Source organism: Mucilaginibacter sp. 22184 (genome assembly GCF_052045695.1).
In the GTDB taxonomy this organism is placed as follows: domain Bacteria; phylum Bacteroidota; class Bacteroidia; order Sphingobacteriales; family Sphingobacteriaceae; genus Mucilaginibacter.
The window spans coordinates 993,332-1,009,947 of record NZ_JBQEPI010000001.1 but is presented as its reverse complement, the minus strand read 5'-3'; the positions used below and the strand labels follow the sequence as shown (position 1 = coordinate 1,009,947).

At 45.1% G+C, this 16,616-nt stretch carries 17 protein-coding genes; 7 read left to right on the top strand and 10 right to left on the bottom strand.

What is annotated here, in order from left to right; all coding sequences use genetic code 11:
- Positions 1 to 327 precede the first annotated feature (327 nt).
- Complete coding sequence (locus ACTJKG_RS04325) at positions 328 to 855, bottom strand: DinB family protein (RefSeq protein ID WP_440738456.1); 528 nt, start codon at positions 853 to 855, stop codon at positions 328 to 330.
- A gap of 519 nt (positions 856 to 1,374) precedes the next feature.
- Between ACTJKG_RS04325 and ACTJKG_RS04320 the strand changes: the two genes are divergently transcribed.
- The 5 genes from ACTJKG_RS04320 (at position 1,375) to ACTJKG_RS04300 (ending at position 6,306) form a co-directional block, all read left to right on the top strand.
- Positions 1,375 to 1,803, top strand: coding sequence for a cytochrome B (locus ACTJKG_RS04320; RefSeq protein ID WP_172334071.1), 429 nt, complete (start codon positions 1,375 to 1,377; stop codon positions 1,801 to 1,803).
- A gap of 233 nt (positions 1,804 to 2,036) precedes the next feature.
- Positions 2,037 to 3,449 carry an anthranilate synthase component I family protein gene (locus ACTJKG_RS04315; protein ID WP_440738455.1) on the top strand — a complete coding sequence of 471 codons (1,413 nt, stop codon included), beginning with the start codon at positions 2,037 to 2,039 and terminating at the stop codon, positions 3,447 to 3,449.
- Positions 3,450 to 3,534: 85 nt separating this feature from the next.
- Positions 3,535 to 4,110 carry an anthranilate synthase component II gene (locus ACTJKG_RS04310; RefSeq protein WP_172334073.1) on the top strand — a complete coding sequence of 192 codons (576 nt, stop codon included), beginning with the start codon at positions 3,535 to 3,537 and terminating at the stop codon, positions 4,108 to 4,110.
- Between the two features lie 143 nt (positions 4,111 to 4,253).
- On the top strand, positions 4,254 to 5,036 hold the full coding sequence (gene trpC / locus ACTJKG_RS04305) for an indole-3-glycerol phosphate synthase TrpC (RefSeq protein WP_172334074.1): 783 nt from the start codon (positions 4,254 to 4,256) through the stop codon (positions 5,034 to 5,036).
- Between the two features lie 424 nt (positions 5,037 to 5,460).
- On the top strand, positions 5,461 to 6,306 hold the full coding sequence (locus ACTJKG_RS04300) for an NAD(P)H-binding protein (RefSeq protein WP_440738454.1): 846 nt from the start codon (positions 5,461 to 5,463) through the stop codon (positions 6,304 to 6,306).
- Between the two features lie 174 nt (positions 6,307 to 6,480).
- On the opposite strand, the gene ACTJKG_RS04295 is transcribed toward ACTJKG_RS04300, so the two are convergent.
- The 4 genes from ACTJKG_RS04295 to ACTJKG_RS04280 form a co-directional block, all read right to left on the bottom strand.
- Positions 6,481 to 7,383, bottom strand: coding sequence for a M57 family metalloprotease (locus tag ACTJKG_RS04295; protein ID WP_440738453.1), 903 nt, complete (start codon positions 7,381 to 7,383; stop codon positions 6,481 to 6,483).
- A 193-nt stretch (positions 7,384 to 7,576) separates the two neighbouring features.
- On the bottom strand, positions 7,577 to 8,467 hold the full coding sequence (locus tag ACTJKG_RS04290) for a DMT family transporter (RefSeq protein WP_440738452.1): 891 nt from the start codon (positions 8,465 to 8,467) through the stop codon (positions 7,577 to 7,579).
- A 272-nt stretch (positions 8,468 to 8,739) separates the two neighbouring features.
- The gene (locus ACTJKG_RS04285; RefSeq protein ID WP_440738451.1) at positions 8,740 to 9,207 is read right to left on the bottom strand and encodes a DoxX family protein; all 468 of its coding nucleotides are present in this window, start codon (positions 9,205 to 9,207) and stop codon (positions 8,740 to 8,742) included.
- An 83-nt stretch (positions 9,208 to 9,290) separates the two neighbouring features.
- Entirely contained in the window at positions 9,291 to 9,887 is a 597-nt protein-coding gene (locus tag ACTJKG_RS04280; RefSeq protein ID WP_440738450.1) for a Crp/Fnr family transcriptional regulator, read from the bottom strand.
- 376 nt (positions 9,888 to 10,263) lie between these two features.
- Between ACTJKG_RS04280 and ACTJKG_RS04275 the strand changes: the two genes are divergently transcribed.
- Both ACTJKG_RS04275 and ACTJKG_RS04270 read left to right on the top strand, forming a co-directional pair.
- The gene (locus ACTJKG_RS04275) at positions 10,264 to 11,082 is read left to right on the top strand and encodes an SDR family oxidoreductase (protein WP_172334082.1); all 819 of its coding nucleotides are present in this window, start codon (positions 10,264 to 10,266) and stop codon (positions 11,080 to 11,082) included.
- A gap of 90 nt (positions 11,083 to 11,172) precedes the next feature.
- Positions 11,173 to 12,063 carry a helix-turn-helix domain-containing protein gene (locus tag ACTJKG_RS04270; protein ID WP_172334083.1) on the top strand — a complete coding sequence of 297 codons (891 nt, stop codon included), beginning with the start codon at positions 11,173 to 11,175 and terminating at the stop codon, positions 12,061 to 12,063.
- 57 nt (positions 12,064 to 12,120) lie between these two features.
- On the opposite strand, the gene ACTJKG_RS04265 is transcribed toward ACTJKG_RS04270, so the two are convergent.
- From ACTJKG_RS04265 to ACTJKG_RS04245, 5 genes are all read right to left on the bottom strand, one after another.
- Complete coding sequence (locus ACTJKG_RS04265; RefSeq protein ID WP_440738449.1) at positions 12,121 to 12,702, bottom strand: TetR/AcrR family transcriptional regulator; 582 nt, start codon at positions 12,700 to 12,702, stop codon at positions 12,121 to 12,123.
- Between the two features lie 172 nt (positions 12,703 to 12,874).
- Positions 12,875 to 13,624, bottom strand: a complete 750-nt coding sequence (locus tag ACTJKG_RS04260; protein WP_172334085.1) for an SDR family NAD(P)-dependent oxidoreductase — start codon at positions 13,622 to 13,624, stop codon at positions 12,875 to 12,877.
- A 264-nt stretch (positions 13,625 to 13,888) separates the two neighbouring features.
- Positions 13,889 to 14,311, bottom strand: a complete 423-nt coding sequence (locus tag ACTJKG_RS04255) for a hypothetical protein (RefSeq protein WP_440738448.1) — start codon at positions 14,309 to 14,311, stop codon at positions 13,889 to 13,891.
- 25 nt (positions 14,312 to 14,336) lie between these two features.
- On the bottom strand, positions 14,337 to 15,212 hold the full coding sequence (gene bla, locus ACTJKG_RS04250; protein WP_172334087.1) for a subclass B3 metallo-beta-lactamase: 876 nt from the start codon (positions 15,210 to 15,212) through the stop codon (positions 14,337 to 14,339).
- A gap of 55 nt (positions 15,213 to 15,267) precedes the next feature.
- Positions 15,268 to 16,569, bottom strand: a complete 1,302-nt coding sequence (locus ACTJKG_RS04245) for an HlyD family secretion protein (protein ID WP_172334088.1) — start codon at positions 16,567 to 16,569, stop codon at positions 15,268 to 15,270.
- Between the last annotated feature and the right edge of the window lie 47 nt (positions 16,570 to 16,616).

Here is a 16,616-nt window from a genome sequence, read left to right as displayed (position 1 = left end):
ATTTCCAATTTCCTCTCTTGTGAGGGGCGCATAAGGTGATGTATTGGAAGGGAGCGGTTTCAACGGCGTACTGTCCAATAAACCCTTTCCTTCCCTCCTACAATGTCATTAAGTTAAGAGATTTTGTAAACCCCATCAGGGTTAAAGCTTTGTAGTAAAAAGTCAATTCTCCCATCAGTACCATAGGTACTGTACTCAGGTTGCATACCTACGGCATACTAAATGCTTATTATTTATTTGCTACAAAGCTTTTACTCCTACGGAGTATTCTTAACTTAATGACATTGTACCCACACAAGGGAGTGAATCGCACGAGCACCTCCTTATCTAAACCTCCAAATGCCCTATAATATTCTTGAGCTGCTGCGTATGCCTTTGCGCATGATAAACCGCCTGGTAAGCCCACTCCAACCGGGTAAGGTGACCTATGGTCGGGAATTCCCAAAGCAGACAAGTATCGGTTAGGTCCTTTACCTCCACCAGGTAGATCAGGCTGTTGTATACCGTTCTGAGCTTTTTGATCAATATATCCCGGTCATAAAGCTTGGTTTCGGGTGTGATGGAAGGCGCCGATTTAAATTTCAGATCGAAATTCAAAAACATGTCTCTTACACTCTGCACGTATTGATCGGGCGCCCGGTCGGTTGCTTTTACAGGCCCGCTTAGTACCTCTACAGAGCTCCCTATAGATAATACCATGTGTTCTATCAGTTCGGCGGCTGTCCAGCTTCCTTCAAAAGGGATACGATTAACTTCGCTTTGTTTAACGGGTTCAAATAAATTCAGTTGCGCCTCTGCTACAGACCCGATCAAAACCGGCAGGGGTTGTACCAAAGCATTTTTTTGTTGTTCCATAATTTTATGATCTTCTTTGATAAGTCAAAGTTCGGCAGATCAGTCCGGATACGTAGGTGGCAACAAAGACAAATTAAGGGTGATTTGCGACAATAGCACATTAAAAAGTGGGTTTACATGGTTTACACTTTTTTGGGCTTACATTGATATAAATAACTTATAATCAAATAGTTATATAAAAAACATCATCAAAAGTGGGTTTACATGTAAACCCATCAAAGGGTCGCTTTCAGCAGCCCCAGAATTGAGTGCAATTCAGCAAAAATTGTCGCCCGTAAAATCGAATACCCAAACATCATTGCGAGGTACGAAGCAAATAATTTCTGTCATTCTTCGCTCCGCTCAGAATCTAATCGCCGATAGATCCTTCGTTCCTCAGGATGACAAATTAATCATAGAGATTGCCACGCTACGCTTGCAATGACGGATGAATGGATAAATCCGTTAACCAATTGTCAAATAAACACCTTGCTTTTACAGCTTTTGGTTTTATTGTATATTCACACAAAAATTTTTGTTATGACGTTTTATAGCTTTCTTCAGCATCTTCACTCCGGTTTCAGGTACATTGTTATGGTGCTTGTTATTGTGGCAGCCCTATTGGCGCTTCTTGGCCTTACAGGTAAAAAACCATATACCGATGGCAACCGTAAGCTCAACCTGTTTGCCATGATCTCGGCACATACGCAATTACTCATCGGTATTGTGCTGTATTTTGTAAGCCCGTTTGTACAGTTTACAAAAGATACCATGAAAAACCCGGCTACCCGTTATTTCACTGTAGAGCATTGGGTTATGATGGTTATCGCTATTGTTTTGATCACTGTCGGTCATAGCAAATCGAAAAAAGCCGCTACCGACGAAGAAAAGCACAAAGCTGTTTTTGTATTCTATATACTGGGTATGATCGTCATTTCAAGCGGTATCCTATTAATTCCACGAGGCTAATAGGATTTAGCAAATAAATAATTTCAGAAAAAATTTGACAATTCAAATTTCTTTCTAAATTTGTGACCACGATGATTAAAAGCACTCATAAAAACAGCTGGTGGCACCAATTAAATTTGGCAGCCGGTTGCGTTTTTAGTCAGAGATAACTAATCAATTGTAAACCTAAATAGGAAACCCGGCGACCCCAATTCGCCGGGTTTTTTTGTTTAATACGCTTTTTGAAACATAACATGAATAAATTTAAAATAACCACTACTTATAAAAAGCTGCTTGCCGATACTACCACACCGGTAAGCATTTATCTGCGCCTGCGCGATGTGTTCCCGAACTCGTTGCTGCTCGAAAGCTCGGATTACCACAGTCGCGAAAACAGCTTAAGCTACATCTGCTGCGAGCCCATTGCCGGTTTGGTTTTAAACAACGGTATCCTCAAAAAGCATTATCCGGATGATAGCCAGGAAACGCATGAGGCGGGCACATTTGATCTGATCGATCAGATCAACCAGTTTATAGCCGGTTTTGATACCGATGCCAACCCTATCGCCAAGATCATATCCAACGGCCTGTTTGGTTATTTTACCCATGAGGCGGTGGAGCATTTTGAAACCATCAAACTCAAACAAAGTACCGATACCACCCGCCAAATCCCGGTGATGCAGTATCATGTTTACCGCTACATTATCGCGGTTGACCATTTTAAGAACGAACTCTACATCTTTCATAACCAGGCCGAAGGAGGCCCTACCAACGGCGGCATCGAGAAACTGGAATACCTCATCAAAAACAAAAACTTCCCCGAATATAACTTCAAGAGCATCGATGCAGAGCGCTCAAACCTCACCAACGAGCAGTTTATAGCTATAGTGGAGAAGATGAAACAGCATATTTACCGCGGTGATGTTTTCCAGATAGTACCATCAAGGGCATTTTCGCGCACTTTCCAGGGCGATGAATTTAATGTTTACCGTACCCTGCGTTCCATCAACCCTTCGCCCTACCTGTTTTATTTTGACTTTGGCGATTTCCGCATCTTTGGCTCATCGCCCGAGGCCCAGATCACTGTTAAGAACAACGTGGCCAGCATATTCCCTATCGCAGGTACTTTTAAACGCAGCGGCGATGACGAAAAAGACGCCGAAATAGCCCGCAACCTCGAGAACGACCCCAAAGAATCGGCCGAGCACGTAATGCTGGTAGACCTGGCCCGTAACGATCTGAGTCGCCATTGCGAGCAGGTACAGGTGAAGGCATTTAAAGAAGTACAGTACTATTCGCACCTCATACACCTGGTATCGCACGTAAGCGGCAAGCTGCTGCCGGGGGTATCCTCCTTTAAAATTGTGGGCGATACCTACCCTGCCGGTACGCTGAGTGGTGCGCCAAAATACCGCGCCATGGAAATTATTGATGATAACGAAAATATTAAACGCAGTTTTTACAGCGGCGCTATCGGTTTCCTGGGCTTCAACGGCGATTTTAACCATGCCATCATGATCCGCTCGTTCCTCAGCAAAAATAATACGCTGCATTACCAGGCCGGCGCGGGTATTGTGGCCGGTTCCATACCCGAAAGTGAGCTGAAAGAGGTAGATACCAAGATCTCGGCCCTCCGAAGAGCGGTAGAACTGGCGGAGGAGCTTTGATCGGGTGCGGGATGCCGGTTGCCGGAACATTCCGTTGTTAGAATTTAGAAATTAGGATTTAGAATTTCCTTTTAAGGATTAAAAAATGAGCAAGATATTAATAATTGACAATTACGATTCCTTCACCTATAACCTGGTGCATTTGGTTAATGAGCTTGGCCTGCAGTGCGAGGTTTGGAGGAACGATAAGTTTGCCATCGGCGATGTGGACGCTTTCGATAAGATCATCCTTTCGCCGGGGCCGGGCATTCCCTCAGAAGCAGGCTTGCTGCTGGAGGTGATCGAAAAATACGCGCCAACCAAAAGCATATTCGGCGTTTGCCTGGGTCAGCAGGCCATTGCCGAAGTATTTGGCGGCAGCCTGTACAACCTGAGCCAGCCGATGCATGGCATTGCCACTCCTATTAAGGTAACCAACAGGCAGGAGGAGCTTTTTAAAGGCCTGCCAGAGAGCTTTAAGGTGGGCCGCTACCATTCATGGGTAGTAAGCGATAAAGATCTGCCACAAACGCTGCAAATAACCGCTATCGACGAGGAGGACAATTCCATCATGGCACTGGCCCACCGCGAATATGACGTGCGCGGCGTGCAGTTTCACCCGGAATCCATACTCACCGAGTACGGGAAGGAAATGATGCATAACTGGTTGAGCAGTAAATAATATATTTGCGCTGACAGAATGACAAAGAACAAACCCGTCATTGCGAGCGATAGCGTGGCAATCCCCGATCTGCAGAGCCGCTCTGTACAGTTTGGGATTGCCACGCTATCGCTCGCAATGACGCTAATAATAATATGTACCTCATGAATATACTTGATAAAATAGTTGCCAATAAAAAAAAGGAAGTAGCATCTGCAAAAAAACGCGTTTCCTATGTTGAACTGGAAGAATCAGAATATTTTCATCGCGACACTTACTCTTTTAAAGAGTTTTTGCTTGATCCGGAACGCAGCGGTATTATTGCCGAATTTAAGCGTAAATCGCCCTCCAAAGGCATTATTAACGATAAGGTAAGGGTTAGCGCTGTTACCAATGGTTATGCCAGCGCGGGTGCTTCGGCTCTATCCGTTTTAACCGACCGCAACTTTTTTATGGGCCGCAAGGCCGATCTGGTAAAAGCCCGTTCGGTAAACAATATCCCCGTTTTACGCAAGGATTTTATGATAGATGAGTACCAGGTGATCGAAGCCAAATCATTAGGTGCTGATATTATTTTGCTGATAGCCGCCATACTTACCCCTGCCCAAATTGATACCATGGCCACACTGGCCAAAAGCATTGGCCTGAACGTGCTACTGGAAGTGCATAACCTGGAAGAGCTGGAACGCAGCATCCACCCCAAACTGGATGCCATTGGCGTAAATAACCGCAACCTGGCCGATTTTACCGTATCTGTGGAAACATCATACCAGCTGGCTAAACACATCCCGGCAGAGTTCATGAAAATATCCGAGAGTGCTATCAGCGATCCGGAAACTATCCGTCACCTGAAACTGGCCGGCTTCAACGGCTTCCTGATCGGCGAAACTTTTATGAAACAAGCCGACCCGGCCCTGGCCATGCGCGATTTTGTCGCCCAGTTATAACAGATGCGGTAAACTTTTTAAACCTTGAATTTTAACAAATTTCTGTTCAAAATTGGGATAGAAACGGCTCAAAATCGCCAGAAAAAAACGCGTTTTAACGCTTTTAACAAATTGCAACGCGGTCTTGATGTGTTTTGAAAAGTTTAAAAAGTATTTATTGACTGTCAAATAACGACATACCAAACAGTCGGTTTTCTGCCGCGGGCTTTCAGTTTGTGGTAATCTCGCGGTAGCGACGCACCTTTTACTCTCCGCGCGTCATTGCGAGGAGGAACGACGTGGCAATCCCCTATTTACAGAGCGGACCTGCCTATTGGGGATTGCCACGCTGCGCTCGCAATGACGCCCGCGTTTTACCCCCCTGTCGGTTTTGTTCTATTTTCCCTTTTCATGGTCCTATAACTTTGATAAAAAATTAATGACCATGAAAAATCAGGAAAACAACAAAAAACAAATATTGGTACTGGGTGGTACCGGAAAAACCGGCAGCCGTGTAGTGAGCAAACTACAACAATTGGGCCGGCCTGTACGCGTTGGCAGCCGTAATGCCGCCATACCTTTCGATTGGAACGACCAAAGCACCTGGGGCCCGGTGCTGCAGGGCATCGATTCCGTTTATATCGCTTATCAACCCGACCTGGCCGTTCCCGGCGCTACCGACACCATCCGCAATCTAGCCAAACTGTCCATAGCCAATGGGGTCAGCCATTTGGTACTGCTATCGGGCCGTGGCGAGGAAGAAGCGCAGGCCTGCGAAAAAATAGTAATGAATGCCGGCGTTAACTGGACCATTTTGCGCGCCAGCTGGTTTAATCAAAACTTTAGCGAAGGCTATCTCCTGGATCCTATCCTGTACGGACAGGTTGATCTGGCCGTTGGTGATGTCCCCGAGCCTTTTATTGATGCGGATGATATTGCCGACGTAGCCGTAGCCGCGCTAACCACCGATGGCCATGCCGGGCAATTATATGAATTAACCGGTCCGCGATTGCTTACTTTCCACGATGCTATACAGGAAATAGCAACGGCTCTTGGCACCCCCGTTCAATATAACCAAATTTCGATGGATGATTATAAGGCGATGATGCGCGAATATCAGATTCCCGATGATTATATCTGGCTCATCAGCTACCTTTTCACCGAAGTATTGGATGGCCGCAACGCCAGCCTCGCTGATGGCGTAGAACGTGCACTGGGCCGTAAACCCACAGATTTTTCGGAATATGTACGCAAGGCTGTAGCTACTGGGGTGTGGCAGGTTAAGGCGTAATTTAAACAAAGCCGGCGATGCCGATCAAATTCCCTCCCCACGGGAGGGGTGCGGCCGGATGTGCTGTGGCAGGGAGGGGTTCTCTGCACAATTCAATAAACCCCTCCCTACCCCTCCCAAGGGAGGGAATCGCACACACCCTTACTTTTTAGGGTGTCACCCTTTTTTCCGGTTTTACTTCTTCACCGGATAAAGCGACTCAATAGCCACCACATCACTTGGGGTAAATGGTCGGTCGGTACCATCGCTGCAGGCCAGCATCCATGATCCGGGTTCGCCGCCTATGGGGGTGCCGGGGATATAAAAAGCAAGGCCCCCTTCGTCAACAGGTAATTTAAAGAAAGCCTGTAAGATCCCTATCCACGAAGAAGTATCATAACCGCAGCTATAGGCCCTGTTCTGGAAATCGGTATGTCTGAAACCAATGGCATGCCCTATTTCGTGCGCGATAACGGTAGTAAGCTCGCCTTTATCCACAAAAGTATGGGTATACCTGGAACTATTAAGCGCGATAGGCGTGGCTGGCCTGCCATCGGGCCCGGGAAAGCCAGACGACTGGCCCAGGATGTTGGGATCGCCAAATTGCTGCCCCTGGATCAAGATATCCTCCTTGTCTGTCGAGGCCGAATCCAACAGCGTAAACGTCAATGTCAGGTTCAGGTTGTTATAGCGTTTAATGGCATTCCTGGCCGCCGTGGTAAATACCTGTTGCGATGCACCCGCGCTCACCTTTACCTTAATAGCGTTGGTTAAGCCGGTAACTATAAACAAGGTACGGTACTGTTCGGTCACTGGTTTTTTGAATATCACCTCGCTCACGTGCTGACTTTGAAAATCAAGATCAGCCTGTTTCAGTAAAATATCTCCTTCTACAATAAAGCCTCCTTTAACCCGCACCGCGTTGGTGGGCGAAAACCCGGCTTTGGCAATGCTTAACTGCTCGTCCTGGGTGAGCGCCGTACTGGCAACCTGCGGTTCGTTGGGAGCACTACTCTTTTTACAGCCTATAGCGGCTACAATGATTAATAAGATCGCGAAAAGGATTGTTTTTGGGAGATGTAGGGATTTTTGTTTCATTTTTGGTCGGTAAATAATAGATAGTTATACAAAATAAATAGTTGCTTATTAGGCAATAAATATAACCGTATTTACTACACATATTTAAAAATGCACAAATTGAATAAATATTAATAACCAATAGTTAAATTGATGAACATTTAAATGAAGGTTGCTGAAGTAAGGGGACCATGTAAACAGGAATCTGTTATAATTAAACCTTTGCCGGTTTTTTAAAGCGCAGGTTCATGGCGGCGATGGCTATGATAATGAGCGCCACGCCGGCCCATTGTATAGGCATTACGCTTTCGTTGAGGATAAAGTGCGCGAATAAGATAGATACCGGTATCTCTACCGAAGATACAATGCTGCCCAAACCTATCCCTGTTTTGGGCAAACCTTTGGTAAACAGCAGCGGCGGCAATATGGTACCGAACAGGGCCAGGAAAGCCCCCCATTTCCAGATCACCGAAAACTGAAAATCTCGTATAAGCTCCACATTCCAGAAGATGAGGATAGCTAACAACCCGCCCAGTACCAGGTACATACTCCGTTTTACACCAGGCAGGTGCAGCGCTATTTTGTTTGACGAGTACATGGCCACCGTATAGCTCATGGCCGATAGCAGGCCGAATATCAAGCCACGTCCGTTAATGGTTACCCGGGTATCAAAAATATTGGTGGCCAATAAAGTTCCGGCTATTACGATGAGGGCAGCGATGATCTTTTTAGCTTCGGGTGTTTGCCGGGTAAGCAACCACTCCAGGATGATACCCATCCAAACGGTTTGCATCAGCAAAATAATACAAATAGATACCGGCAGGTATTGAACAGAAAGGTAATAAAAAGTGCTGGTGAGCCCCAGCGAAGTACCGGCCAGCAGCATTTTTAGTCGCGGATTTCTATCGCCTGCCGGTGCCGCTTCTTTTTGCTTTTTGCTAAACAGCCCCATCACCAACAAAACCACAAAGCCGATGAAAAATTGGGAAAAAGTGATCTCGCCGGTATGGTAGCCCTGGCCGTGTGCTATTTTCACAAAGGTGGCCAGCACCCCATAACTCGCCGCGCCAAGCGCCACCAATAATATCCCGCGTATCTTTTCCATAGTATTTTATTGTGGCGCAAAGGTCGGCTAAAGGTGGCGTATAAAACGTTTACAAATGTTGAGGTTTGGGGAATATTACTTTTTGATGAAATGGGGCCCTTATGCTTGCTGCTGAACCGGACGAAAAATTATTACGCGCGTCATTGCGAGGTACGAAGACAACCGACCGGAGGAAGCTCATTAATACTTATACAGCCCCCTCTGCACATCGGGGATTGCTTCGTACCTCGCAATGACGCGCGGTTGGATGCAGGCGCTTGAATAGGTTGTATTTATGAATTACCTTTTTTAAGATTTTTGTGCAGCAGCAGATCCAGACTGAATTTTCCGCCGCCGCTGATGATCAAACCAACAGCTACGCCAATCAACAGCAGGTGGTATTCAAAGCCTTCGCCTTTCTGATTGCCAAACCAGTTCATAAAAAAACCGTTCTGCAGATGCACGTTTGCGATCATCCCCAGAAAAAGAATGACAAAGGCTATCGCAAAAAAGCGTGTGCCGAATCCGAGTAAGATGAATATGGTGCCAAAAAACAAAAGAAAAATAACCAGGAAGGCGACGATCCAGGGCAGCCCGGTGCTGGTAAAATAAGCCATTGATCCCGAGAAGCCGTGCCCGCCAAATGAGCCTAATAATAACTGGGCTCCATGCGGCCAAAGTACAATGGCCAACGTAAGCCTTAAAACCAGCGAAGTGATATTTATTTCTGTTGCTATGGTTTGTTGAAGTAATGCTTTCATGTTTTTAATTTTTATGAACGCAAATTTACCCGGGTGGTAAATATCCTTCAATGAACTATGTTAAGGTGCCATCTTAACTTAGTTTAAGATTTTTTGGCAGCTATGCGGGTCTTCACCTTACTCAAAAACTCGGGTGTAATACCCAGGTACGAGGCGATGAGGTATTGCGGCACGCGGTTTTCCAGGGCCGGGTATTTTTTTACAAAACGCAGATAGCGCTCGTCGGCCGTGGTGCTCAGGGCGTTTAAAATACGTTCGTTTTGGGAGATGATAGCATTCTGGTACAGGATCCTGAAATAGATATTCAACGCGGGTATCTTGTTGAACATTTCATCCTTAAGCTCCCTTCGCAGTTTAATTACCTCGCCCTCTTCCAGGGCTTCCACATGGTATTTGGAGGGCGCTCCGGTAAAAAAGCTTTGCAGATCTGTCATCCACCAACCTTCCATAGCAAAGGCGGTGGTGTGTTCAACACCTGTTTCATCTAAAAAGTAGTGGCGCAAACAACCCTTCACCACAAAATATTCGGCATTGGCCGGGTATGGCGGCTCCGCCAGCAGCTGGTTTTTACGCAGTTTGCGCACTTCCAGATAGGTTGAAAGTAATGCCGCGTCATCATCAGATAAAGTAACATGCTCGCGGATCTTTTCTATAATGGTATCAAACATATGGTGAATCATGTACAGGTTCTGTAAAAGTAGTGATTTTTGGAGCAAGGATTTGGAGAGCAAGGATTTTGGGAACAAGGAGCAAAGACGGAAGGAGAAGATTTAAAAAGCTGGGACTATTTTATAGTGTCATCCTGAACGCAGTGAAGGATCTATTCTGCGGTATGCATGTTGCCAAATAGATCCTTCGGTCCTCAGGATGACAAATTTCTTTTTATCCTTGTTCCTTCCGTCTTTGCTCCCAAAGTCCTTGTTCCAAAAGTCCTTGTTTCTTATTCCAAAAATCCCTTCTTCCTTAATCTGTATCAGCATTCCCCGGTTCTGTATAAATTATCCCGGCGAGGCCCAAATACCTTTGTCTTGTTAAATTAATTCAATCATTAAAACAATGTCAAAGACAATTTTTATAACCGGAGCTTCCCGTGGATTTGGAAAACTTTGGGCCGAAGCATTTTTAAAACGTGGGGATAAAGTAGTAGCCACTGCACGTAACCTGGATAGCCTTGCCGACCTGGTAAGCACCTATGGCGATGCCATATTACCTATACAATTGGATGTAAACAACCGCGAGGCCGACTTTGCAGCCGTTGCACAGGCTAAACAACATTTTGGCTCTATCGATGTGCTGATCAACAACGCCGGCTACGGTCTGTTTGGCGCCATTGAGGAAGCTACCGAGCAGGAAGCCCGCGAACAAATAGAAACCAACGTATTTGGTTTATTATGGATTACCCAGGCCGTATTGCCAGTAATGCGTGCGCAGGGCCATGGCCACATCATCCAGCTATCAAGCGTGGTAGGTTTGGTTACGCTGCCTGTTTTGGGTATTTACAATGCTACTAAATTCGCGGTTGAAGGTTTGAGCGAAACCCTGGCCACCGAGGTTGCGGGTTTTGGCATCAAAGTAACCCTTGTGGAGCCAAACGGTTTTGCTACCGATTGGGCTGGCGCATCAGCTGTACATTCAGAAGCCATACCGGCTTATGATGGTGTAAAAGCCGCTTTCCAGGCTGGTTTAACTGAGGATATTTTTGGTGTACCAGAAGCTACATCAGAAGCTGTATTGAAACTGGTTGATAGCGAGAACCCGCCGCTGCGTTTGTTCCTGGGTAAGGTAGCTTTACCATGGGTAAAACAGGTTTATGAACAACGCCTGGCTACCTGGGAAGAGTGGCAACCTGTAGCAGCTGCAGCTCACGGCAAATAAGCCATTGTTAATTTTACTTTAACCCAACTTAATAACCCGGCATAATTCATACTTTTAATAGTGTGAATTATGCTTTAATTATTTCTGATCATGAAACATTATAAAAGCCTGGCCCAGATGAACCACGATAACGGTTTTCCACCCCCCGAAAATCCGCTGCTTTACCTGGTACGTTGCAACAATATATGCCATATTGTTGAACAGGAGTTTACCAGCGATTTTTACCTGATCGGGTTAAAAAAAATAGTATCGGGCATGTTCCTGTATGGCCGTACCAGGTATGACCATGATAATGGTTCCATGTCGTTTGTAAAACCACGGCAGATCACCGAGTTTAAAAACATGAGGTTTGAGGAAGATGGTTTCCTGATACTGATGCATGAGGATTACCTGAACGGACACCCGCTGTATAATGAGATTAAAAAGTACGATTATTTTGAGTACGAAACCAATGAGGCCCTGCACCTTTCGCCCAAAGAAGAGCAGATTATCTGGGGCCTGTACAATGAAATCAACACCGAATACTACAACAACCAGGACGAGTACAGCCGCGATATTATTTTGGGGCACATTGAATCCATCTTAAAATATTCTCAGCGTTTTTATAAACGGCAGTTTATTAACCGGATTGAGGTGACCGGCAAAATGGCTTCCAGGTTTAATGGCGCGCTTTCTGCCTACTATGAAAAAGGCCATTTGTTGGATAAAGGCCTGCCCACTGTTAAATCGATGGCTGCCGAACTTAACCTGTCGCCAAATTACCTGAGCGATCTGCTGAAACAGGAAACCGGCAAAACGGCTATGGAACTGATCCATATCTCCTTAATATCCGAGGCTAAAAACCTGCTCAAAGGATCACACCAAAACATTGCCGAAACCGCTTATACCCTGGGCTTTGATAACCTGCCCTATTTTTCGCGCTTGTTTAAAAAAGAAGTTGGGATCAGCCCTGTTCAATTCCGTAAACAAATCATGAATTGATCTGCAGGCTGGTTATACACGCCTCGTGATCAAATTAACTTAGCGTTAAAGGGTGTTTTAACCTAACATAAGCAACGCCAGCCTTACAATATCATCAAAAACGGCTTTTTCGCTGGTTGATTTGGCAGTTACCTGCATACCCTTTACCGTATTGGCGATAGAGCGGGCTATGGCTCTGCCGTCTTGAGCATGATCAATCTCTCCGCTGTCCTGGCCTTTTTTAATAACCTGGTAAAAAGTATCCTCCATCTGCTGATCGTTCCGGCAAACCATCTGCTTTACCTCAGAATCATGCGGAGCATTCTCTACCTCGGCATTGACCATGAAACAACCTTTGCGACTATGATCGCTCAATAACTCGTTGGTAACAAACTCCAGTATCTGTTTAATGGTTTCTTTGGCAGGCAGGTTGCTGGCCACTATCTGTGATATTTTATCCGAGGCCGCGCACTGATAAGTTTGCAGGGCTTTAATAAACAGCGCATGCTTGTCGCCATAGGTATCATACAAGCTCGACCGGCTGATACCCAGCCCATCCACAAGGTCTTGCATAGACGTACCATTGTACCCCTTTAACCAAAAAAGATCAATGGCCTTATTCAGCACCTCATTTTCATCAAACTCTTTAGTCCTTGCCATAATTGCAAATAGCTTTGCCTAATAATTAGGCAAAGCTATTGATTGAACGTCAGGAATCAAGAAACAAGTGTCAAGAATCAAGAAAAAAACTCAATTACCTTCAACACATCATCAAAAATAATTCCTGGTTCCTGGTTCTTGTTTCCTGATTTCTGATTTCTGACTTTAAGCCTTACCTTACACCGCCACCGGCCAGCAGGGTTTCGCCGGTTAACCAGCGCGACTCTTCGGAGGCCAGGAACACGGCTACCAGCGCAATATCTTCTGGTTGCCCAATACGGCCCAGTGGGGCTGTACGTTCTGTTTCGGCCTGAAAATCGCTGCCAATGAAACCAGCGGTATGTGTACCCTCGGTTTCAACCATACCCGGGTTAATGGAGTTAACACGGATTTTTTTAGGGCCCAGCTCTTTTGATAATACATGGGTTATGGCATCAACCGCGCCTTTGGTAGCTGTATAAATAGAGCTGCCAACCGGGGCGATATTGCTCACCACCGAACCAATATTGATGATACTGCCACCGTCGGCATTAAAGCTTTTTAATGCGCCTTGTGTTGTGAGCAATAAACCCAGTACGTTGGTGTCAAACTGATTGTGAAAATCTTCGGCACTGATTTCCTCGATGGCGCCAAATTTATAAACACCGGCATTGTTCACCAGGATATCAACCGCGCCAAAAGCTTTGGTGGTTTCGTCAAACAAACGGCTGATGTCGCCTGCTTTTGAAACGTCGCCCTGCACGGCTATGGCTTTGCCGCCATTGCTTACAATTTCTTCAACCACTTTGTCGGCGCCAGCCTTTGCCGAAGCATAATTAACTACTACAGATGCTCCTGCTGCCGCCAGGCTTTTAGCAATACCGGCACCAATACCTTTTGATGCTCCGGTGATAACTGCTACTTTATTTTCTAATTTTTTCATTTTAGGAATGATTAATTTTTTCTTATTTGGAATAATCGTTCCGCAAATATATGCCATAACGGAACATTCGTTCCGTTTTAATTATAATATTATGCAGGCATGACAAATGGGGAGATTTTCAATGCTCTTCTTAGATATTTACAACATCGCGAAAAGCCTTAAAAACAACACATTATATAGAAATTGCTACTGGAAATGGGAATAAGAACACTGCGGCATCTGGTGTGATCCGATTAATGTCAATTATCTGTCGGGTAGGAATTATCAGTGAAGGCCTCGCAATATTTGTATTCTATTAGCGGGGGCATCCGGAGCAAAAAAATCAGGGATAGTGCTTGAGGTCCTTCTTGGTCGGGTAAGAAAATCTACCGGCCACTCCGTTAACCTTTCTTCTTTCACGTGTATATATTTACCTGGCTCTGGCTCACCTATATATTCCTCTTGCAGAATAAGCGCTAATGGAGGTTCAGCTCCCTGGGTGTCCTCCGAAAACTGGAGGGCCTCTTCGTAGTTATCAAAAAAATAATAATAGTCACCCTCTTCATCAATATCAGGAGCTCCGTCCTCGGGATGGCACCATACCCGGTATTCTAATACCTCATCCCAAACATAACCACCCCCCGATTTTACGAACGCAGGATATGTGCCTACTAACTCCTGATTTTTAACTTTTGGGTATTTTGACATCTAAATTTTTAATTGCTTCAACCGGTTATTCTTTTACTTTCTTTAAAAATTTACCCTGCAGATCGTCCATCTCCGCATCGTAGTCTTTTCTACCGAAAAATGCATCTGGATTATAACCGCTGCCGGGTTTGTGTTTGCCTTGAAGATCAAACTGACTGGCATGGGATGCCAGCCAAATATCAAACGACAGCTTTTTCATGGCATCCAGCGTGTAAGCATAATCTTTGGCAATATTGGGGTACCCGGGTATCTCCGAGAATTTTTTATCGGTAACTATAGTAGGCATATTAGCAATCAGCACCCGGTATGATCGTTTCTGATCTTTCACCTTAAACAGAAAACTACAGGAACCTTTAGTATGCCCTGGATGATGGAGCATAACCAATTGCATATCCCCTAATTTGATGATATCCCCGTTATGCAATATCCTGTCAACCTGTACCGGTGCGTAATTGCTGATGCTACCCCCGGTGGAGTAATCTGAACGGCCGCCATCGGCTACTATCGGCGCGTCGCCATAGTCCACCATCATTTTGGCGCCGGTTTGTTTTTTTATGGCGGCCATTGCGCCCATGTGGTCAAAATGCGCCTGGGTGGTTAAGAGTGTCCTGACATCTGCAAATTTGAACCCCAAAGCTTCGATATTGGCTTTAATAAGGGGAGCCGAATCTGCCAACCCTGTATTAATGAGTATATGGCCTTTGGGTGTAGTAATAAGATAGCAAGCCAGCTCATACGTGCCCACATAATACAGGTTACCGGCTATTTGAAATGACGGAAACGGCTTTGACCAATCGGTATTGGTAATTGCAGGCTGCAATACTTGCTGAGCCGATGCGCCAAACCCCAGGCACAAAAAACAGATCAGCAAGCAAACCCTTTTAAGCTTTTTTACAGTCATATATAAACGAATGAACAATAAGCTAAAATATTGTTCATATTGCGATTAAAAAAATCTAATTACTCCGAAGCACCTTAAATACACTCCGGCTTATCCGTTGTAAAATCGTTGCATCCTGGGTGATAATTTCCGCACTCGCTATCATGCCTTGCTTCAGGTGGATGGGTTTCTTCATATCCGACGCGCTTCTAACTTTAAAATCCACTTTAGAAATAAAGACACTGTCTTTGTAAGGGACATCCGCAATATAGCTGATTCTGCCCCTGATCATGCCATACTCTTCAAACGGGTAGCTTTTTAATTTTACCAATACCTCCTGTCCTTCTTTAACCTTACCCATGTTATCCTGGGGGATAGCCATTTGACCAAAAAAGGCTTCGTTGCCCGGGTTTATGTTAAAAACTTCCTGCCCGGTGCTAAGTACCTGGTTTTCCTGAACAATACCGGCATAGGATAATTTACCTGCCTGGGGGGCGGTTAAAATATACTTGCTTTTCCAATCTTCGGCCTGGCTGATCAGGCTGTTGAGCGCCTGCAGGAATTTGGCTTTTTCTTCCCTGATCTGGTTATCCAACTCCAGTATATCTTTTTGTTTAGCGGCATAGTTATTATTCGCGGTGATCAGGGCCGATTCTGTTTGTACAAGGGGTTCTTTTTGGGCCAGGTATTTACTTTCCTGCTGCCTGAGTTCGGCCGGGGTTTCTACCTTTTCTTTCTCCAGCTTTTTATGCATCTGATAATCATCGTCGGCTATAGCAAAATTGCGCTGCTGTATCTGTTTTTGCTGATTGAGCTGCTGTGTTTGCTGAGTAAGTGCCAGAAGATCATTTTGCAAAAACGCTCTCTTCTTTAAATAAAACCCATCATTAACAGCCGATTTATAATTCAAATACTCCTGGTAAAAAGTTTGATAGGCCGATTGCAGCTCGCCTAACTGGATATTATCTGATTGTGAAAAAAGCACCGCGCTAATGGGTTTATTTTGCAGCACCTGGGTTTGCAGACTCTTTAAATTTGCAGCCAGTCGCCAGATCTTGTCATGATCGCCCGTGCTTTCCAGATAGGCCAATGCCTGGCCTGCAACAACCGTAGTATTTTCTTTTACCAAAAGCCTGATCAGTTTACCAGGTACTTTGGCAACTACGGGTTTTGGCGAATTTGGTGATTCTACTTTAAGTTGTGTTTTAACAATATCCGGATATTTTACCAATGCCGACAGGGATACGATCAGTACCAGGATGCCAAAAAACAAGGTAATGCCCCAGCGCAATATCCATGAAGGCACCGTGGTAATAATATCCTGCATATCATCTGTATGCCTCTCCTGTCCGTTATTATTAATATATGTTACCGGCATAATTGTCTGAATCAGAATTTACAGAATTTTAGAATTAATAAAATGGA